This window comes from Methanosarcina sp. WWM596, from assembly GCF_000969965.1.
Lineage (GTDB): Archaea > Halobacteriota > Methanosarcinia > Methanosarcinales > Methanosarcinaceae > Methanosarcina.
This window is the reverse complement of sequence record NZ_CP009503.1, coordinates 423,897-444,155: the sequence shown is the minus strand read 5'-3', so window position 1 is coordinate 444,155 and position 20,259 is coordinate 423,897. Positions and strand designations below refer to the sequence as shown.

Here is a 20,259-nt window from a genome sequence, read left to right as displayed (position 1 = left end):
GATTCTTCCGGTTCCGTTAATAATTAATTAAAATAAGGATTTCCGGGGTCTTCCGGATCAAATTGGAGATGTCTGCAAACTATGATTGAAGTGGAAGTTAAAGTAAGAGCGGATCATTCAAAGGTCCGCTCCGTCCTTCAGAAATTAGGGGCAATAAAAATAGGGATTGAAAATCAGTCAGATTCTTATTTTGCAGCTCCTCACAGGGATTTTGCAAAAACTGACGAGGCGCTCAGGATTCGTTCCCTGGACGGCAAGGCTGTGCTGACCTATAAAGGCCCTAAACTTGACAAAGTCTCCAAAACCCGGGAAGAACTCGAAACTTCTGTAGATGAAGCAACTACTGCAAAAATACTTCGTGCCCTTGGATTCTCGGAAGCCGGGATGGTCCGCAAAAAAAGGGAAGTATTCAAAGCAGGGGAGATAACTGTCTGCCTTGACGCCGTCGAAGGACTGGGAGAATTCCTGGAAGTAGAAATCATAGCTGAAGATGAAAAAGATCTCGACATTTCAAGGGAAAAGCTGTTTGAATTACTAAAACAGTTTGGCGCCGGAGAAAAAGACTCCATCCGGACTTCTTATCTTGAAATGGTACTGGATAAAAAAATTAAAAAACTATAGAGTTAATTTCAGTAATTATCCCGACTATTTTTTATTGATACTAAAATGGGCCTTGGGACAAAATCAATAAATTATTCATGCCCGCGTCATGTACGGACATGAAAACAACTGGCAAATTTTAATTTAGATTTTAATTTAATTTTAATTTAGATTTTAATTTACTCTTAATTATTACCTTATTCTGGAGCCAGGCTTTATGTCTTTGTCCGGCATCAGGGCTGCTACAATAGCTCCGCCATCATCGGCTGCAAGCATCATGCCATTTGACTCAACTCCACAGAGTTTGACAGGTTTCAGGTTAGCAAGTATGACTACATTTTTCCCGATAAGCTCTTCGGGAGTGTAATACGAAGCCATGCCTGCTACAAGCTGCCTGGGTTTTTCTTCTCCGATATCCACTTCAACACGCAGGAGCTTTTTTGACTTCTTTATAGGTTCGACAAGAAGGACTTTTCCTACTCTGATGTCAAGCTTTGCAAAGTCTTCATAATTGATCATGGGAAGAGTTTCGATTTGCCCATTTTCTTCAGTTTTTGCTGCGTCTTTGGCTTTTTCGGCTGGTTTTGCCTCTTCTGCAGGGCCCATTCCATCTGACTTTGAAGGCTCCTTTTCGCTTCCCTTTGCCGCAATTTTCTTTGCATCTGCAGCTTTTACCCTCTGATTTGCGATCTCTTCCATCTCCCCGATCCTGTCGTCTTCAAGTTTGGTAAAGAGGAGCTCAGGCTTTGCAAGCTTTGTGCCTGCCTTCAGGGGCACAAGGGCTTCTTCGTACTGCACAGCATGGATATCACTTTCCTGTCCGAGCCCTTTCCAGGCTGTTTCCATGGTCTGCGAGAGCACGGGTTCAAAGATAATACTCAGGGCTTTTGCCAGGTGGAGGCAATTGTAGAGGACCTGTCCACAAGCGGCTCGATCTTCTTTTATAAGTCTCCAGGGCTCGTGGGACTGGAAGTAAATATTCCCGAAAGACGCAAGAGCCATGGCAGAATCAACCGCTTTTTTGAACTCATACTCAGCCATTGCAGCTTTTACTTCATTTATTACCTTTTCAATTTCCGCACTTATTTCAGGTTCCAGTTTCCCTTCAGGGACTTCTCCATAGTTCTTAAAAGCAAAGAGCATGGTCCTGTACAGGAAGTTTCCGAAAACCGCCACCAGTTCGGTATTGATCTTTTCCTGAAGCACGCGCCAGGAAAAGTTCAGTTCCTTAGTATGGGAGGTGTAGCTTGCAAGGTAATATCTCAGGAGGTCGGGGTGGAAGCCGTGGTCAAGATAATCTTCCCCTACCCAGACCACATAACCTCTGGTCTTGGAAAACTTCTTTTCTTCGATCTTGACCATACCTGAAGCCACAACGGCGGTAGGCACGGAATAGTCTGCACCTTTAAGCATGGCAGGCCAGAAAATACAATGGTGGTAGGTAATGTCCCCTCCAATAAAGTGAACTATTTCTCCGTCCTCTTTCCAGAATTTTTCCCAGGAATCCCCTGTCTTTGCAGCCCATTCCTCAGTGAAAGCCATGTATCCTATAGGGGCATCCACCCAGACATAAACCACAAGGTCTTCATGCCCCGGGAATTTAACTCCCCATTCAAGGTTTCTTGTGATACACCAGTCCGTAAGCCCCTGCTTTACCCAGCCAAGTGCGTAATTTATAGCATTAGTTGTACCTCCCAGGTCATTTGAGAGGTAATCCATCAGATAGTCGCTGAACTCGGAAAGTTTGAAAAAGAAGTGTTCCTGCTGACGGTACTCTGCAGGCCCTCCGCAGATAGTACATACAGGGTTCAGAAGCTCTCCAGGTTCGAGGTGTTTTCCGCATCCCTGGTCACATTCATCGCCTCTGGCTGTTTCTCCGCAGTGAGGGCAGGCTCCTTCCACATAGCGGTCAGGAAGGAAGCGGTTACACTTCGGGCAGTAAGCGATTTCTATAATTTTCGGGTATACATAGCCCTTTTCAATCAGCCGGTTTACAATCTGCATGGTCCGGTGATGATTTTCAGGGTCATCGGTTGTCCCAAAAGCGTCAAAGTAAACTCCAAGCTGCTTGAAAGTTTCATCAAAGTGTTTATGATAGACTTCTACCAGTTCTTTAGGGGTAATCCCGAGCTCTTCGGCGTTTACGACGATTGGGGTGCCATGGGTATCCGAACCGCAAACAAAGGCAACCTCCCTTCCTTCCTTCCGCAGGGAGCGGGCAAAAATATCAGCGGGCACATAGGTCCGGAGATGCCCGATATGGGCCTTTCCGTTGGCATAGGGCAGGCCACAGGTGACAAGTACGGGTTTACTGGATGAGTTTGACATTCTTATCTCCATATAATTTTATAAGTGTATCTCTTCTGGATGACTGCAATTCTGAAATATATTTCGCTTATTGTGTTTACAAGAGAACTTATTTGAGGGATAGTTGATAATCATATATAAAGAGGGGTGGAATGTAGAGAAACATAAATAGTTGCTCTGACAATTCAGATCTGTTGAATTGATCCTTTTACTTGCAGGGTTGAATTCTTCTTAAGATCCTTTTATTTGCAGGCTTCTTAAAATATATTTCTGATAATTTCCCGACCAGGAGAATTTGTCTGACCTCTTAAATGGAGTTTTCAGCAGTGAAAAAGCATAGACTGGAAATTAAAGAAACAAATCCAAGAAATGTGGTCCTGTAAAATATGAATGATGAAAATGTAAACTCAGAAGGTATGGATTCAAAAAACACGAGATGCGGTCCTGTAAAATATGAATGATGAAAATGTAAACTCAGAAGGTATGGATTCAAAAAACACGAGTCCAGGAGAGGCATCTGGAGACGACCTTTCGAGAAGTAGTGCTTCCAATAAAAAAGAGACTATTATCCCTGAAGGGGGTATTTCAGAAAGTACTATTAAGGTAAATTCATCAAATTCCGATGCTACTCCTGAAAGAAAGGCGGCGGAAAAAACGGATTCTCAGGAACTTTCTCCCCGGGACCCGGATAATAAAATTATTGAAAAAGAGAGTTTAAGCATGAATTCAGGCTCTTCTCCTTCCCTACAGAAAAAGAAACGCAGTGACACGTCCTACGTTGTAGTCTTACTGGCTCTGGTTACTGTCATTATAATCAGTATGGCTGCTATCTTCTACGGGCTCGGCTTCGGAGGAAATTTTGGGGCTTCCGAAGAGATAGCAGTAATTTATGTGCAGGGCACCATGCTCACTGGAAATGTTCCTGCAGGGCTCGGCTATGCAACTTCGGAAGAAATTTCAGAAAACATTCACTCTGCTGTAGCGGATGAAAACGTCAAGGCAATCGTACTCAGGATAAATAGTGGAGGAGGGTCTCCCGCAGCCGCTCAGGAAATATCAATAGAGATCAAGAAAGCCCAGGAACAGGGTGTCCCAGTTATTGTTTCCATGGGAGACCTGGGAGCCAGCGCTGCCTATTATATCTCTGCACCAGCAGATTACATATTTGCAAATCCCTCCACAAATACGGGATCTATTGGAGTTATCTGGACCTTTGAGAATAAGTCTTCTTACTACGAAAAGGAAGGTATAGATTATTACATTTCAAAGTCAGGAGAATTCAAAGATATGGGAGGGTCCTCAAGAGGGCTTACGGACGAAGAAAAAGAATACGCTGATAGCGTTGTCATGGAGAGCTATGAAAACTTTGTAACCCAGATTGCAGAAGGGCGTAATATGAAACGGAGTGAAGTAAAAAAGCTTGCTGACGGGCGCATATATACTGGATCCAGAGCAAAAGAGCTTGGGCTTGTGGACGACTTTGGAAACCTCTATGATGCAATTGATAAGGCTGCAGAAATGGGGAATATACAGGGTGAACCAAGGGTTGTGTATATGAACAGGGCAAGCCTTTCAAGTTTACTTCTCGGTTCGGATTCTGGCAATTCCGGAGAGGACACCAGTCAATTTGTCAATTATTTTGAGAAAAGCCCCTACGGCAAGATTCTCGCCTATATGAGCTAATTCCTGGACTTCCTCTCTTTCCTTTATTCCGTAATATTTTTTTATTTATTCAGTTTTCGGTTTTTTTCTGTTTTTTAGAACAGGCTTACAGCCTGAAAATAGCAAAATATATATTAGCTAACATGCAGGATATCTCGGGCTTAACATGCTGGAACTCAAATTTGTACGTAATAACCCCGACATAGTTGGGCGTGCCCTTATTAACAGGAATATGGGCACCGAGCTTATAGATAGCCTTCTTGAATATGACGTGGCCTGGAGGAAATGTAGCGCCGAGGGCGATAGCCTGAAGCATAAACGCAATGTGGTCACCCGCGAGATAGCGCAGCTTAAGAAGGAAAAGAAGGACACTGTATCCAAAATAAATGAGATGCAGGGCATCAATAATCGTATTAAAGAAATTGATGAGAAGATACGAGAATATAAATCAAAGATAAATGAGATAATGCTCAGCATCCCCAATATCCCATCTGAGATGACGCCTGTAGGCAAGGATGAGAATGACAATCCGGTCTTAAGGGTAGTTGGAGAACCGAGAGAATTTACTTTCACTCCAAAGCCTCACTGGGAGATAGGGGAGGCACTGGATATACTTGACTTTGAGAGAGGAGCAAAGATAGCAGGTCAGGGCTTTACAGTCTATAAAGGCATGGGTGCGAAGCTTGAAAGAGCGCTCATAAACTTCATGCTTGATGTACACACAGACCAGGGTTATCTCGAAGTTTTCCCACCTGTGCTTATCAATGAAAAAGCCATGACCGGCACTGGGCAGTTGCCAAAGTTCAAAGATGACATGTATGTATGCAGCGCTGACGGCTATTATCTTGCACCTACCGCAGAAGTCCCGGTGACCAACCTCTTCATGGACGAGTATATGGAAAATCTGCCGGTATTCCTTACAGCGTATACCGCCTGCTTCAGGCGTGAGGCGGGAAAACATGGTCAAGATACAAGAGGCATCATCCGCCAGCACCAGTTCAATAAGGTTGAACTTGTCAAGTTCGTGAAACCGGAAACATCTTATGAAGAACTGGAAAAACTCACCCTCGATGCTGAGGAGATTCTCAAACTCCTGAAAATACCGTATCGCGTCGTAAGCCTTTGCACTGGTGACCTTGGATTCTCAGCAGCCAAGACTTACGACATCGAGGTATGGGTACCCGCACAGAAAAAGTACCGGGAGATATCCTCGTGCTCGAACTTCGAGAACTTCCAGGCCAGGAGAGCAAACATCCGTTTCAGAACCCCTGAAGGCCCGCAGTTCGTCCACACGCTTAACGGTTCAGGACTTGCTGTCGGCAGGACCGTCGTTGCGATACTGGAGAACTACCAGCGTGAGGATGGAAGTGTGGAGATTCCGGAAGTTCTCAGACCGTATCTGGGAGGAGCCAAAGAAATCAGCAAAATTTGAAAATCAGTAAATTTGATTCTGTGGATTACTTCAAAAACTCTATGGCACAATTGACAGGACCACAGAACTGGAGGAAACACAGGACGTGCAAGGAGTTTTGTATATGAGCAGGCGTGCCTCTCAAGATTGCTTCTCGATTCAGAGAAAAAAAAATAAAATGAGAAAGCCGGCAGCTCGTCAATTACTTTGAGGAAAGCCCTTCCGGGCAAATCCTTGCTTGTCTAAAGAAATTAAGCGACATTCAAGGGTAACTATGTATTCATTACGATCGTTTGTCGATTATCTGTTGCTCCTAATCGGTGATCTGGTCAACCAGAGCTAGTTAGACAAGCTTCTGAGTTTAGCTCAGGGGTAGTTGACTATCAGGTCTTATTCATGATTTCCTGCATTTCTTCTGCAAATTTTATCAAGGAGAAGGATATTGTCAAGCATGAGAGAACCGCTCCAGCCAAGAGGGATCGCCCAGGCTGGTTTTCCTGTAGACTTGTCCACCTGTTCAGGGAGAAGTCCTGTGCTTGTTGCTCCGGCCAGAGCCCATCTCAGACATTTAATTCCTTCATTGGTCAATTTTTTCAAATCTTCGGCATACGGCCCCTCTTTTCCATTGGGGAGATCGAGGACAAAAGCAAACATAGCCTCCGAAAGCCAGAGGGTGGTTATTATCCAGGGATTTCCATCGATGTAACTGTCATTTTCGTAACGTTTGATTCCATTACCCGCATTGATAGGAATTGAGAGCTTTTTCTGGATATTTTCGATCAGGAAAAGAATCATATCCCTTTCCACAGGGTCTTTCGGGGAGAGCATTCCAAAGGGTATATAGGCCCCAAGGACGCTTGCATCAATGGTTTTGTCCAGTTTCTCATTGATGATTCCTTTTGCAAAGTAACCTTCCTGAAGCCAGAAACGGTCAATTGTAGCCCGCTTGATGAACTCAGCCCTTTTCTTCCAGCGTCTTGCCATGCCAGACTCGCCGTTTTCTTCTGCAAGGTGGGAAGCGCCCATGAGCCCTGCATAGATCGAGGCATTAGTGTAGGTGAAAACTCCGTAATAAGTCTCCCAGAGGTCCATACAGCTTTCATGCAGTCCGGACTTGGTCCTTTTCATCAGGTATTCGGCAGCTCTGAGCACGGAGACCCAGACTTCTTCCAGAAACTCAACCTTTTTGAGGCCTTCGAGAATCCTGTAATATACATCCATGGCATGAAGTGTGGATCCGGTCTCATCTATCTGGGTTGAATAGTCAAAATTTCCCCAGGAAGGAGCTATGTCTCCATTGAGCCAGTAACGCTGGAACCATGAACCATTGGGGAGCTGGGTCCGGATACACCACTTGAAAAATCTGTCACAATAATCTGGATATCCAGAATGCTTGAGAGCAAGCACGACCTCCGAGGTATCCCTGTTCCAGCAAAACCCATATCCACCGCATTTCTCAAAATTGGAATCGAACTCCGGAGCAGCCACAAAGGACCCGTGTTCACGGTCGTTCAAGAGATAAAGCATGAGAAGAGCCCGGTTATATGCATTGAATAACTCCTGGCGCAGATTATTATGTCCTTCAAGTCCGGGCATCTTGAGCACGTATTTTTTTGCTAGCCACATCACCCAGTATTCCCGTGTCTTTTCAAAGATGTGTTCCAGGGGTAGTTTGGATAACTCATGCATTCTCTTATACAGGAGGCTCCGGGAAGATGCAGCCCCTATAAAGATGACAAATTCATTTGCTCCGTCAGCTTCCAGTTCAAGGTCCCAGCCAACAGCGTTGTTGATATTTCCGATATCTTCCTTATTCCGCTGCAGCTTTCCGTCTTCCATATCGTATTTAGAATTTGTCCACCATATGGTGTCCATAGCCTTTCCGATCTGCCATTCCGTAAACTCCGGCAGGGCATAGATTCCTATATAGTAATTTTGCCAGTATTGTGCAAGCAAGCGAGCTTCCGTATCGCAAAATCCTGAGTTTTTCTTGGAAGTTTCCCCTACGTTCAAATTTGAATAGTAGAAGAATTTTCCTGACATTTTTTGCTGGGACTGAACCTTAAACCTGCGGATAAGGACAGGCACTTCAGGATGCACAAGGTCAAGAATCGAGATCCTTATCCCGGAGTCATGGTAGAGTTTTGTAGATACGATATTGGTATCTTCGATATAGTTCTGAATAGAGTGCCAATCGTTATCATTTGTCCAGAAAAGCCTTTCCCCTGTATGAATACAGGCGAGAGATTCATCTACGTGCTGGGCATGGTCTCTACGGGGATAAAATAAGCCTAAAATATCTCCCTTTCTGCCCATTGTCACAAGCAGTTCATCATTTCCGAGAATGACATTAGGTTGTTTGATCACCGGGGGTCCCCTCTTAGCTGGTGTTCCTGATTTCCACCGGAGGGCGCCAGAGAGATTATATGTTCGCAGACATTCTTTCCTGTGGCTTTACAGCTGACTTCCCTCACACTTATGTTCTTACCGAAATATTCGGTCAGGCAACCCGCAAGGTAGCCGCTCATGAAGGCACAGACTGGCTGGTCCGAAGCTCCATAAACATCGGCTATAAACGAGTCTTTAACAATGATCTTTCCTTCATAGGTTTCGGGATTGCATTCGATTTCCAGTATTCCCCATCCTACAGCTCTGAATAACTCTGCAATCATACTCGCGAAGTTACTGTTATTAATAGGCATGATACTCTTAAAATATTTTGCGGCATGACTTCCCCCTCGCAGTCCGGATAGGGTAAGAAGCCCTTCTGCGTGTGGCACACTCTGGTTGAGGGTTTTGATGATATCGACAATTGTGAGTGCCCTTGCCATAACTCCCCTGGCTCCTATAACATTCAGGGGGAAATCAACAGAGTATATCATCCCGAATTCTGAAACCCCATATTCCACTGAATTTACAACTTCAAGTTCCCCTATCTTTCGGACAAGATTCTCTATATCCACATCTTTCTTAAACTCTGCAAATATTGAATACTCTCCTGTCTCCTGTGTAATGTTATCAAGGTGCCCGAACATAATGAATGCGTTCTCTTTTTCAAGAAAATCAGTTATTAAGGATAAAGAGCCAGGCTCTTTAGAATAGGTAACCTTGAACCATACAATCTGCAAATCTTCATTAAACCCTGCAAACATGCATAAGTCTCTAACCATGTGACTCAAACTCCCATGAATATATATGCGTGCATTTCATTAAGTTATTGCATTAAGCTCCTGAATACACGAGCCTTGAAGTCCATAAGTACTGCCATAAAGTTTACTGCTGCCTCGAAAGGTGTGGAGTGGACACTGAAATAAGAATGCACATCTCCATCCCCGAGCCACTTGGTACACATATAGTAATAGTGGTCCGAAGTCAACAGGTGCTTCCATATACGCAGGATTTCGGGGTCTCCTGTTTTTCTCACAAAAGGCTCAAGCAATTTTATTTCCTCAAAACAACGCCTTTGCATGTCGTTTCCAAGCCACGCACTGGTATCACGTTCCATATCAGCCCAGGAAATAGTTGAAAAGTCTCCAATATCGATCTCGGCTACAGGGGAATATTTTCTGGCAATCTCTACAGGAGTGCTGAATTCCATTCCATTTTTGAGGACTTCTGCAGGCAGTCTTTCCAGGAATTTAAAAATTCCGGTTTCTTCCCACTGGTGCTCTCCAAAAGTCTCGTAGTCCATAAAAATATTGACGCAGTCCTCCTTAACCCCTGAAGCCCACGACGCCCATTTTTCCGCAGTAAGTGGATATCCTTCCCACCACCTTGCCGAAAAACGGTACCCTATATCGTCGCTCAGCTTGTAGTTCCTGAAAAGAATGGGCAGGCCTGAACCTTTTGCCATGTAGAGTACGTTGGGAGACCTCCCGTCAAGCATATGGTCTGCTCCTTCTGTAAGGATCGCTTTGTACCCAAGCTCGGAAGCAATCTTTGCTATGGTGTTATTGTAAAGAAGTTCGGTGTTTCGGAATACCTGAGGTTTGACCCCAAGGAGGTCGAAAACCATTTTTCGGTGTTCCTTTACTTCTTCAATAAACTCTGTTTTGTCGTCAAAAAGGCTTGAGAGAGAATGATAACATGTCTCGTCCAGAAACTCTACTGCTCCTGTTTCCGCCATCTGCCGGAAACTCTCAAGTACCTCTTTTCCCCAGAGTTCGCATTGTTCAAGCAGTGTACCAGTAATCGACAGGGAAAATCTGAACTCTCCTTTATGCTCGTCGAGGGAGTCCAGGAGAGCCCTATTTGCAGGGAGGTAACATTTATGAGTTACTCTTTCAAAAATCTCCCTGTTGCTTCTTTCATCAAAATAGCGGAAAAAGCCAGCCCTGTCATCAGGCCAGAACCTGCGCAGCCTGAAAGGCTGATGTACCTGAAAGTACATACAAAGAGAGGTCATGCCCCTTCCTCCAGAACGGCTCTTCTTAAATCCGAGAGAATGGAATAGTAATTCACAGCTCTTTCAGACCCTTCACGGACGTTTCCCGTATTCATAGAAAAAAGAATTTCACTCTGCTGGAGATAACCGAAAACCTGCTTCAGCTTTTGATAGTTCTTTTTTTCTTTAATTTCTGCAAGTTCTTCCCCTACCCTTACCAGCTCCCTCAGGTAGAGCTGCTGTGCATGGTTTCCGACAGCGTTATGCATTCCGTAACGGATTGTCTGTTCAGTCCCAAGAGTAGGAAGTCTCACAGGACTGAACCTGCTTACTGCATCCGAAGGTGTGATCATTTCAATGCCCCGGCTCTTCAGAGCTTCCGGAAAAACCCGTATAAAATCGGCTATCATGCTCTTACTCCTGTGGTGAAGGCAGAGGCTTGTATAATTTAAATAAAGGGTCAGGACATCCCCTTCCATGCTTGCAATCCAGTCTGCAAACTTATCCGGAATCAGAGGATAACCTTCCCAATTTTTTTCAGAGAAACGCAGTTCAAGGTCTTCACTCAGGTTTATGTGCCTGAGAAGAGTCGGAAGGTGGTTTTCAAAAACGCGGATGGGATCATATCCATCCAGAATGTTTCGTGACCCTTCGGCAATAAGGCACCTGAAACCCAGATCTGTAAGTATACTTTCCACCCTTTCCGTGTATAGAAGTTCCGTGTTCACGAAAGTCTCAGGGTTTACCCCTAACAGTTCCCTGAGCAGTTCCCTGTGACTCGTTACTTCCTCTCTAAACCAGGAGAGATCGGGATAAAGGGCACTCAGAGAATGATAAAAACAGCTTCCTGTAAACTCTGCCTTTCTGCACTCCGCAAGTTCCCTGAAAGATTCAATAAGTTCTGGGTCCCACCTGCACTGTTCCAGGAAAGGCCCTGAAAGGTCAAAGGTGTAGCTTCCCCCCCTTTCAATGGATTCCAGAAAAAGATCATTAAGGCGCAGAAGTTCTCTGCCTGTGTTTAAGAGCCTTGAAAAAATTTGGTTTCGGTCAAAATACCGATCCATTTCAGGAACTCCGGAAAACCCCTGTACGGGCCAATACCACTTGGGACTGTAAGGCAAATGCACTCCCACACACATGCACACGGCTTTCATAACGAAATACTCTTGTGCGGAAACCTACTAAAAACTATTGTTTCTTTCAGCCTTTTCCCTAATAAAGAATTATTGATCATACTCAAAGAAGCTGATTCCTGATTAATTGGGGGATCTACTCCAAAACCCGGAGGTAATTTTTAGGATTTCCCTCCCTGCGCCGCGCGGGGTTGGAGCATTCGGGAAAAAGAGGGGATGAAGTGATCATCCCATCATGAATCTGGTAAGGCTGCCGTAAGCTTCTGCAATTTCTTTTAAGGAGAGAGAAACTTCGAAATTCTTGCCTTTGATTTCAAGGTTCTCGCCTCCCACTTTGCCGATTACTGCATGGGGCACGCCTTTAAGAATTTCCTGTACAGCTTCAGGCTCGGGTGTTGCAAGCAGTGCCCTTGCGGGAGTTTCTGAGAACAGGAACTCTTCTGCCTGCGTATTTCCTGCAGCTTCACTGAGATCTACTTTTCCGCCCAGATTTCTGCACATCTTTGCAAGCCCTGCACCGATCCCTCCAAGAGAAAGGTCATGTGCAGAACTCAGTTTTCCGCTTTTAACAGCTTCGATTATGGCATGTATAATGCCAGGGGTGTTCTCAGGGACTGCGGGGACCTTTCCGGCATTTTCAGACCCTATGCAGGCATAGTATTCGGAGCCGCCCATTTCAGGCGTGGTCTCCCCTACAAGGATAATGCTGTCTCCTTCCTTCGTAAAGAAACTTGAGGGCAGAGGAGTTTCAAGATCCACTTTCCCTATCATTCCTATCGAGGGAGTGGGAGGTACTGCAGTCTTGAACTCATCACTTTCGTTATAGAGAGAAACGTTCCCTCCTACTACCGGAATTGAAAAACGTCTGGCTTCATCTCCAAGCCCGAGTACGGCGTTTTTGAATTGCCAGTAGGTTTCAGGGCGATATGGATTTCCAAAGTTAAGGCAGTTTACAATAGCCAGGCTTTCCGCACCCTTTACTGCAAGATTCATGGCGTTTTCGATAATTGCGGTCTTTCCTCCTGTGTAGGGGTCAAGAAGGGTGGCTCTGGGCTGGCAGCCGCAGGTAAGTGCAATCCCTTTTTTATCGGTAATCCTGAGCACTCCGGAGTCTTCTCCAGGCTTGACAACGGTCCTTAACTGAACCTCATGGTCATACTGCCTGTAGATCCATTCCTTTGAGGCAATGTTATAAGAGGACAGAACCGTCAGAAAAGCCGCTTTTAAGTCTTCCGGAGCTTCCGGTTTCTTGCCTTCTTCCCTTAGAGGGCGAGCTTCTGAGGGCTTCTCACAGGTAGCGGCTCCTCCTGTAAGAAAACCAATTGGAATGTCGGCAACGATTTCCCCTTTGAACTCAACGGTATACATGGGTTCTTCTGTAAGGTATCCGACCACAGCTCCATTCAGGTCATACTTCTGGACCAGGGCAAGTACTGCATCGACATCTTCAGGAGCTATTTCAAAGAGCATGCGCTCCTGGGACTCGGCAAGCAGGATTTCATATGCGTTCATGTTGGGTTCACGCTGCGGAACCGCATCTGCAATAATGTGTGCTCCCAGCCCTCCCTTTGAAGCCAGTTCCGAGCTTGCTCCTCCAAGCCCTGCAGCACCAAGGTCTTTACAGGACTTTACATATCCCTTTTTCATGGCTTCAAGAGTCATTTCTATGACGAGCTTTTCGGTATAGGGGTCTCCCACCTGGACACTTGGGCGATCTTCCGCTTCGGCAGATTCGGAAAGGTCTCTGGAGGCAAAGGATGCCCCCCCAAGCCCGTCTTTTCCTGTTCTGGAACCTGCGAGCACAAGCTTATTTCCGGCTTTCTGGGAACGGGCGGTTATTACTTCTTCTTCCCGGCAAAGCCCGACTGCAACCACATTTACCAGTGGGTTTCCGCTGTATTCCCTGTCAAAAAAGGTCTCGCCGTTGACAACGGGCACCCCTATGCAGTTCCCATACCCTGCAATTCCTTTAATTATCTGCTCGAAAAGGAAGAGGTTTTTCGGGGTGTCAAGAGACCCGAAGTAAAGAGGATCCATGAGGGCGATCGGACGGGCCCCCATGGAAATTATGTCTCTTACGATCCCTCCAACACCGGTAGCTGCCCCGTTGTAGGGGTCCACGTATGAGGGGTGGTTGTGGCTTTCCATGCCTATGGCAAGCACATATCCATCTTCGAATTTAATAATTGCAGCATCGTCTCCGGGACCGATTAGGACGTTTTCGCCCGTGGTCGTGAAGGTTTTCAGGAGAGGGGCGCTTGAGCGGTAGGAACAGTGTTCACTCCACAGATTTAAAAAACAGCCCTGCTCTACCAGGGTAGGCTCTCTCCCAAGTTCTTTTTTAATAATCTTCAGGTCTTCATCAGGTAACATTGCCTTGCCTCTGATTCTTAAGCCTCATTTGGATGCCAAAGCTTTAGTTTCTCTTGTAATTTTCCTGAAATATCAGGTGTTTCAATGTAGCATTAATGTAGCGTTAATAGACTATGCGGACATAAAGGGACAGGGATTAGATAAATATTTCTTTAAGCTAGGGAAAAAAAGGTTCTGCAAAATAAGGAGCTGTCAGCCATAAGAAGCTGTCAGCCCTTTGAGCTGCGGGAGCATGTCAGAACATTTTTATGAAGAGGGAAGTTTTTCCAGGCAAGCACTGAAGGAGGCGTCTCCATAAAACGCACATGAAATTCTTCGAATAACAGGCACAAACAAATGAAAGTACTCTTCACCAATTAAACATCACATGCCGAAAGCAGGAATTAAGAATTGCATGAAAGAAAAATAGAGATTATAATAAAATTCCAAAAAAACAAAATGGAAAAGGCGGCAGGGATTTATCTCCGGAACACGGATCAGGAAATAAAATTTCCAGAGCGGTTTTCCGGAGATATTGAAACATTTTTGGTGGTCTGATCACGTATTTTGCTTCCTGCCGGTTTTCCATTACATGGAGGAAGGGACAGGCCAAAGCCTGAACCGATCCATCTTAAGCAATCTGTTTCCTGAAGAGATCGCAGGAGTTGATCTTAACATCGAGCAACTTCTCGATATTCATTTTTGCAGCAATTCCCTTTGCAGCACCTGGGACTGAGGTAATGACGCCAATATCGAGTTCTTCACGGAGTTCTCTCATGACATATTCATCTGAGAGGTCCATTGTGTCGACATTCAGCTTCTTTGCCACATACTCTTTTGCCTCTCCTATGCGCATGTTCTTTGAGAACTGCATCCTTGCAACGAGGTCACCGGCTGCTCTCATACCTGTCATACCGGAAGCCATTATGTGGGAAATCGGCATACCCATTGGGTCGCCGACCCCGATCTATATGCCGTCAACGCCGGCAATTTCGACCATTGCCTTGCTTGCCCTTGTAACGGCATCGATTGGAGGAGTCTCAAGCATAGGGATTCCGCCGACACCCATACCCATGTCAACGTGACAGGGGATGGTGGAGACTTCAACAGCTGCCTTCATGAAGGTCACGGAGCGAGCCAGGTTCCAGGCTGAGGTCATGCTGGTGTTAGTGTTGCACACTGGACCGAAGACGTTTGCACCTGCTTTTGCGATAAGAGGAGCCTGCTGGTGTGGCCAGAGCCCTGCAAGGGTTACGCCGTCATACTGCAGGTTGCCGTGCATCCCGAGCACCATTTCTCCTGCCATCCCGGCTTCGATGTACATGTTTGGGAATTCTTTCCTGAGAGCTTCGATAGCGTGGAGGGTCCCGTACATGTCTGCGTCCCCGGCTGCACCGGTTGTGTCAAAGTTGATCCCGTCTGCCCCGGAGGCAAAGAGTTTCTGCATAACCCACACGGTGTCCCTTGTGAGGTGTTCTGCGGCGTGTTCCATGGAGTCCCAGGCTTCCTGAATCTTGAAAGCCTTCATCAGGTCTCCCGGGTTTTCGAAGGGACCATCGGGAGTATAATACAGGCCCATGTTCGGCATTGCCCCGTAAAAGAGCGGCACGATCATGTTCTGCTGGCAGGTTTCCATGGTCTGACACTCGTTTGAGATTACAGGTTTTACAGGTTTGTAGCTGTAATCGATGTGCCCGAGTTCCATGGTGTCTGCACCAAAGGCTCTCTCGTGCATCATGCAGCCGACAAGCCGGCTGGAAGGAATACCAACACCACTGTTGCCCTGGTCCCCGTCAAGCCTGAGGGTACCGATATCGTGGGTCACAGGAACTTCCATGCCCTGCTCGACACTGACTGCCTTTCCGGGCATCATCAGGATTTCTGCAAGCTTTTCAAGTTCATCAGCACTGAGGACAGGAATCTCACCGAGGTCAGCGGCGTTAGCCGTGCCTGCCTCAATCTCCTCAACAATCTTTTCTTTGGTAAGGAAGACACGTTTCCCGTCTCCCATCCTCAAAGCATATTCAGTTGCCATTTTTTCACCATTTATATTATTTATTCAATATAATTAGATCTGGAAAGCTGTATTCTATTGGGGTTCAGAACCTGGACACGAAAGTCCTTGCCTGCCAGAGGGCAATTACCGCCAGAACCAGGATCAGAACCATCCACATGATCTCTGCGGAAGGGATGAAGGAGTTTGCCCAGTAGGCATTGTAAGCTTCCATTGCAGCTGCTGTTTGTACCATGCTTAACCTCCATTAAGATTACACATATCTCAGGCAGGCATCAGAGCCACGAGCCTTTCCGAAGTCGGTGATCACGTATTTGTGCAGGAGGAAACCTTTTTTGTAGATACCACCCTCATCGACTTTTTGCTCTACATCCTTCAGCATCCCGCCTGACGCCAGTTCAATGATGTCAAAGTTAATGCTGTCCCGGTTGTAAGCTCCCTGCATGCTATACTCTTCCTGGACTTTTGAAACGATTTCATAGTTCCATCGTTCTTTCTCATCCAGTAAAATCTCCAGAATCCTGAATTTGATAGGACGGTTTCCGCTCATATCACTCACCTCTCAGGGTTTCAAGTTCACTTGTGTCTTCCGTAAACATAACGAAACTACCAATAACACAAAGAGTGCCTCCGACAAGGATAGTCCACTGCGGAACATCTCCGAAGAAGAGGAAAATGAAGATGATAGCAAATAGCCCATAGAGGTTTCCGATACCCTGGCCTCTCCCAACTCCGATAAGTGGGAAGGACTTGTACCAGCAGACATAACAGAAACCAAAAGTGATCCCTGCGAAAATCAGAACCAGCAGAGTCATGGGTTCAAAAGCCTGGAGTGCAAAGGAATACATCGGGTAACCGAAAAGTGCGAGCAACGGAACAAGAACGATCCACCAGATAATGTTTTCTCCTACAAACCTGAGGGTCAACCCCACGTCAGGCTCGGAAATGTCGAGACCTTTTCCTGCAATTGCACCTTCAATTCCCCAGCCGGCAGCAGCCATCAAACCTCCAAGGTATCCGATCCACTGAACGTTGCCTGAGGAAAGCTCAGTCAGAAGCCCGCCTCCGAAGATCGTGATGCCTCCTACAATGATGACTCCTATACCGATTGCCGCTCTCTTGGAGATCTTTTCCCCGTACCAGTAGTAAGCAAGAATCGAGCCCACCACAGGGTAAAGAAGAGCCGCAACAGCTGCAAATGCTCCGCCTATAAAGCCCATAGCAATGAATGAACCGAGAATTGCCATAGGACCTCCGAAAATCGAGGCGAGGAAGAACCACTTGGAACACGGATGGAATTCCTTAAGGGTCCTACCGAGTTCCCCGTATTTACCAAGAACCCCATTCCAGAGCATAAGCGCTAGCATGACCGTAAGTGCATTAAAGGCCGTAATCAGAACGGCAGTTATAATAAGAGCTGTACCGTCTCCTCCGGTTTCGGCAATAGCGCTGTACATCTCATCGAATGGGTTAAGCACCCACACAACGGTCCCTGGAAGGTACCAGATACCCCAGAATACAGCACAGAAAAGAGCCCACATGTACCCTTTACTGATTTTTCTTTTGCTTTCCTGTTTTTTTAAAGATTTTAAATCCACGAAAAATCCCTCCATTTTTCAAAAGCACTGCGGAATTCCCTCAAGGCATGAGTCCGTCCCAGCCCTATTCCACAGCCTGAAAGCACAGCTTGCGAACCCTTTATGGGGGCATTTACATCTCAGGGAATTAGATTAACTTTGAAATTTAATTTAAAGACTACTTTTCGGCTTACTCAAGTCATACTGCTACAGTTAATAATCGGGATATTATTCCGTTTTTTATTCCGTTTTTTATTCCGTTTTTTATTCCGTTTTTTATTCCGTTTTTTATTCCGTTTTTTATTCCGTTTTTTATTCCGTTTTTTATTCCGTTTTTATTCCGTTTTTATTCCGTTTTAACTGCAGTTTTCAGGTTTTTTAATTGCTTTGAGTTGCCATATTTAAACAATTATCAGTAGCTTTGAAGTCTGCCGTAGTATTGCCGTAGTATAACATTGAACAGGCTTCTGCTCAGTCTTTTTTATGGATACTTGATTCCCGTGAGTTATGACCGATCTGCAGAATTTTTTTTGTAGATACCCTCAACTATCGGTTTCGCAAAAACTGTACAAAATAAAATTGGGCAGAAAATGCATTAGATCAGATCTTCTGCATTTTCTGCGTATTGAGTTTTTTAGAGTAAGGCTGCTTTTACCTTGCTGACAACATCGGTGGCACTTTCTCCGTAGATGTCTGCACCGATCTTATCTGCCCAGTCCTGGGTACATGGGGCCCCACCGACCATGGTCTTTACCTGGTCGCGAACACCTGCTTCTTTGAGCTGTTCTTCAATCTGGATCTGGTTGATCATGGTGGTGGTCATAAGGGCGGAGGATGCTACAATCTGGGGTTTGAGTTCCTTTACTTTTTCAATAAAGGTGCCGATTGGGACGTCTCTTCCAAGGTCCACAACATCGAAGCCTGCAATGTTGAGCATGGAGGCAACTATATCCTTTCCGATGGAGTGGATGTCACCTTCGATGGTCCCGATGACAACAGTTCCAAGGTTCTTGGTCTGGGATTTGCGCCTCTCCATTTCCGGCTTCATGACATCAATACCTGCCTTCATTGCCTCAGCGGCTGCAAGCACATGGGGGAGGAAGAGAGTACCCTGTTCAAACTGATCTCCTACTTCCATCATGCCTGCGGTAAAGCCCTTCTCAATGATTTCTACAGGGTCAACACCTGCTGCAAGAGCTTCTTCTGCAACTTCTGCTGCGAGTTCTTCATCAAAATCGGTGATTGCGTTTTTTGCTTTTGCAATGATTGCTTCTGTACTTGCCATTTTTAGATCTCCTGAATATCCTTATATTGAAATTACATGCCTTTGAAAGCCTTGTCAGCTCTGTCGACAACTGCCTTCATGTCATTGAGGATGTCGGCATCGATTGGTTTAACTACGTGGTTTTTGAGGACGTCTACGACCTTTTCGTGTGCAGCGGTTGCAAGGTCCTTTGAACCGGCTGCTGCCCAGTCACCGAACATGCGCCTGTCGATGAGCATGGGGTCGGAGGGGTAGTTCACAAGCTGCCTGGTCTGTTTGAGGGCAAGGAAGTTGTTTCCGATGCCTACTTTCTGGATAGACTCGACTGCGAGGGTTTCCTCATTGACAGGAACGCCCTGCAGAGCCTTCTTGGTCATCTTGATGATATCATTGTCAATAACGAGCTGTTCCATGGAGAAAGTCATACCAAGCCCAAGCATCCCGGCGCCGTAGAGGGTGTTTGCCCCTGCGAGGGCGGGAAGGAGGCATGTCATGGTCTTCTCGTGTCCAGCCTGGTTGTCAGGGATCTTTGCATCAGACTAGGTGCCTGCCACGAATGCGGGGAGGCCATAGAACTGGGCGAGCTTCGCGACGGATGCGCTGATCAAGCCGAGTTCGGGAGATCCGACAGGAGCAGTACCCTTCTTCAGGTCGAAGGTGGTAGTGGAACTTCCATACCAGACTTTGGTTCCGGGCACTGTGAGCTGGGCGAGGACGATACCTGAGAGGACTTCGGCATTGTGAGTAACCAGAGTTCCTGCAAGGTATACAGGAGAAGAACCCCCAGACATTGCCATACTCAGGACGTTTACAGGCATTCCGAAACGTGCACCTTTGATGATGACCTGACAGGCATTGACACTGAGCTCAAGCGGGCTTGTTGGACAGAGCAGCATAGAGAAGATCGGCTTTTTCCTTGCTTCTTCTTCGTCGCCGCCGTAGTAGGCATTTACGATGTCCCTGTAGTATTCGACGTTCTCGCCGACTGGGTCAATGTGGTGGAAGTGTTTTGCAGTGTTGGTAAGAGGAGTAAAGGTTTCGTGGACGTCCTGGGCACCCTGACCTGCAATATCCCTTGCAGAGACCGGGAGAGAGAAGTAATCGATGTTTTCTGCCCAGTCACAGAGTTTTGCAATGTCTGCAATGTCCTGTTCTACGGAGTCTACGGTTACGTACTTGCCGTCCTGGTACTTGCACATCTTAACGCCAGTACCGAAACAGGTCCAGTGAACCTTTCCGCCGGCTTCCTGCACAGTGTTGTATTTCTTGTCGCGGCCCCAGAGGACAAATCTGGATGGAGCGAGCTGAAGAGCTCTTCTTACAAGATATTCAGGGATTTTTACTACCTGGGTCTTTTCGTTAACTTCACAACCATTTTCCTTGAAGATCTGCCTGGCTTCCGGGTCGGAGACCTGGATACCGGGTTCCATCAGAACTTCCATAGTGGCGTAGTGAATTGCTTTAAGTTCGTCATTCGTAAAAAGGTTTAATTCCACACCGTTAAGTGCATTAAATCCTGCAACTGCATTACATTTTGCCATTTTTTAACCTCCGA

General features: G+C 46.1%; 13 protein-coding genes and 2 pseudogenes. 3 read left to right on the top strand and 12 right to left on the bottom strand.

Features of this window, described 5'->3' with window-relative positions; genetic code table 11:
- Positions 1 to 81 precede the first annotated feature (81 nt).
- Positions 82 to 621 carry a class IV adenylate cyclase gene (cyaB, locus tag MSWHS_RS01980; protein WP_048158701.1) on the top strand — a complete coding sequence of 180 codons (540 nt, stop codon included), beginning with the start codon at positions 82 to 84 and terminating at the stop codon, positions 619 to 621.
- A gap of 171 nt (positions 622 to 792) precedes the next feature.
- On the opposite strand, the gene metG is transcribed toward cyaB, so the two are convergent.
- Entirely contained in the window at positions 793 to 2,928 is a 2,136-nt protein-coding gene (metG, locus tag MSWHS_RS01975; protein ID WP_048125565.1) for a methionine--tRNA ligase, read from the bottom strand.
- A 432-nt stretch (positions 2,929 to 3,360) separates the two neighbouring features.
- On the opposite strand from metG, the gene sppA reads away from it, so the two are divergent.
- Both sppA and serS read left to right on the top strand, forming a co-directional pair.
- Positions 3,361 to 4,590: a signal peptide peptidase SppA gene (gene sppA / locus MSWHS_RS01970; RefSeq protein ID WP_048125563.1), complete on the top strand. Its 1,230-nt coding sequence runs from the start codon at positions 3,361 to 3,363 to the stop codon at positions 4,588 to 4,590.
- A gap of 145 nt (positions 4,591 to 4,735) precedes the next feature.
- Positions 4,736 to 6,001: a serine--tRNA ligase gene (gene serS, locus MSWHS_RS01965; RefSeq protein ID WP_048125561.1), complete on the top strand. Its 1,266-nt coding sequence runs from the start codon at positions 4,736 to 4,738 to the stop codon at positions 5,999 to 6,001.
- 369 nt (positions 6,002 to 6,370) lie between these two features.
- On the opposite strand, the gene MSWHS_RS01960 is transcribed toward serS, so the two are convergent.
- The 11 genes and pseudogenes from MSWHS_RS01960 to mttB form a co-directional block, all read right to left on the bottom strand.
- Positions 6,371 to 8,347 (bottom strand): glycoside hydrolase family 15 protein, encoded by a 1,977-nt coding sequence (locus tag MSWHS_RS01960; RefSeq protein ID WP_048125559.1) that lies wholly within the window; start codon positions 8,345 to 8,347, stop codon positions 6,371 to 6,373.
- Complete coding sequence (locus tag MSWHS_RS01955) at positions 8,344 to 9,150, bottom strand: V4R domain-containing protein (RefSeq protein WP_048158700.1); 807 nt, start codon at positions 9,148 to 9,150, stop codon at positions 8,344 to 8,346. The genes MSWHS_RS01960 and MSWHS_RS01955 overlap by 4 nt, the downstream gene beginning before the upstream one ends.
- A 44-nt stretch (positions 9,151 to 9,194) precedes the next feature.
- Positions 9,195 to 10,385: a glycoside hydrolase family 57 protein gene (locus tag MSWHS_RS01950; protein ID WP_048125555.1), complete on the bottom strand. Its 1,191-nt coding sequence runs from the start codon at positions 10,383 to 10,385 to the stop codon at positions 9,195 to 9,197.
- Positions 10,382 to 11,518, bottom strand: coding sequence for a glycoside hydrolase family 57 protein (locus MSWHS_RS01945; RefSeq protein WP_048125553.1), 1,137 nt, complete (start codon positions 11,516 to 11,518; stop codon positions 10,382 to 10,384). The genes MSWHS_RS01950 and MSWHS_RS01945 overlap by 4 nt, the downstream gene beginning before the upstream one ends.
- A gap of 204 nt (positions 11,519 to 11,722) precedes the next feature.
- Positions 11,723 to 13,870: a phosphoribosylformylglycinamidine synthase subunit PurL gene (purL, locus tag MSWHS_RS01940; RefSeq protein ID WP_048125551.1), complete on the bottom strand. Its 2,148-nt coding sequence runs from the start codon at positions 13,868 to 13,870 to the stop codon at positions 11,723 to 11,725.
- A gap of 610 nt (positions 13,871 to 14,480) precedes the next feature.
- Positions 14,481 to 15,884, bottom strand: a pseudogene (mtbB, locus tag MSWHS_RS01925) ([dimethylamine--corrinoid protein] Co-methyltransferase).
- A 64-nt stretch (positions 15,885 to 15,948) separates the two neighbouring features.
- Positions 15,949 to 16,098 carry a hypothetical protein gene (locus tag MSWHS_RS20810; RefSeq protein ID WP_197074006.1) on the bottom strand — a complete coding sequence of 50 codons (150 nt, stop codon included), beginning with the start codon at positions 16,096 to 16,098 and terminating at the stop codon, positions 15,949 to 15,951.
- Between the two features lie 18 nt (positions 16,099 to 16,116).
- Positions 16,117 to 16,413, bottom strand: coding sequence for a hypothetical protein (locus MSWHS_RS01920; RefSeq protein WP_048125546.1), 297 nt, complete (start codon positions 16,411 to 16,413; stop codon positions 16,117 to 16,119).
- A gap of 1 nt (position 16,414) precedes the next feature.
- Positions 16,415 to 17,476 (bottom strand): DMT family transporter, encoded by a 1,062-nt coding sequence (locus tag MSWHS_RS01915; RefSeq protein ID WP_197074005.1) that lies wholly within the window; start codon positions 17,474 to 17,476, stop codon positions 16,415 to 16,417.
- A gap of 598 nt (positions 17,477 to 18,074) precedes the next feature.
- Entirely contained in the window at positions 18,075 to 18,725 is a 651-nt protein-coding gene (locus tag MSWHS_RS01910; protein WP_048125544.1) for a B12-binding domain-containing protein, read from the bottom strand.
- 32 nt (positions 18,726 to 18,757) lie between these two features.
- Positions 18,758 to 20,245 (bottom strand): annotated as a pseudogene (mttB, locus tag MSWHS_RS01900) ([trimethylamine--corrinoid protein] Co-methyltransferase).
- Between the last annotated feature and the right edge of the window lie 14 nt (positions 20,246 to 20,259).

Bases quoted from the DNA above. Each gene is read 5' to 3' on its own strand.
- cyaB (WP_048158701.1), top strand. From the start codon at position 82: ATGATTGAAGTGGAAGTTAAAGTAAGAGCGGATCATTCAAAGGTCCGC.
- metG (WP_048125565.1), bottom strand. From the start codon at position 2,928: ATGTCAAACTCATCCAGTAAACCCGTACTTGTCACCTGTGGCCTGCCC.
- sppA (WP_048125563.1), top strand. From the start codon at position 3,361: ATGAATGATGAAAATGTAAACTCAGAAGGTATGGATTCAAAAAACACG.
- serS (WP_048125561.1), top strand. From the start codon at position 4,736: ATGCTGGAACTCAAATTTGTACGTAATAACCCCGACATAGTTGGGCGT.
- MSWHS_RS01955 (WP_048158700.1), bottom strand. From the start codon at position 9,150: ATGGTTAGAGACTTATGCATGTTTGCAGGGTTTAATGAAGATTTGCAG.
- MSWHS_RS01950 (WP_048125555.1), bottom strand. From the start codon at position 10,385: ATGACCTCTCTTTGTATGTACTTTCAGGTACATCAGCCTTTCAGGCTG.
- MSWHS_RS01945 (WP_048125553.1), bottom strand. From the start codon at position 11,518: ATGAAAGCCGTGTGCATGTGTGTGGGAGTGCATTTGCCTTACAGTCCC.
- purL (WP_048125551.1), bottom strand. From the start codon at position 13,870: ATGTTACCTGATGAAGACCTGAAGATTATTAAAAAAGAACTTGGGAGA.
- MSWHS_RS20810 (WP_197074006.1), bottom strand. From the start codon at position 16,098: ATGGTACAAACAGCAGCTGCAATGGAAGCTTACAATGCCTACTGGGCA.
- MSWHS_RS01920 (WP_048125546.1), bottom strand. From the start codon at position 16,413: ATGAGCGGAAACCGTCCTATCAAATTCAGGATTCTGGAGATTTTACTG.
- MSWHS_RS01915 (WP_197074005.1), bottom strand. From the start codon at position 17,476: ATGGAGGGATTTTTCGTGGATTTAAAATCTTTAAAAAAACAGGAAAGC.
- MSWHS_RS01910 (WP_048125544.1), bottom strand. From the start codon at position 18,725: ATGGCAAGTACAGAAGCAATCATTGCAAAAGCAAAAAACGCAATCACC.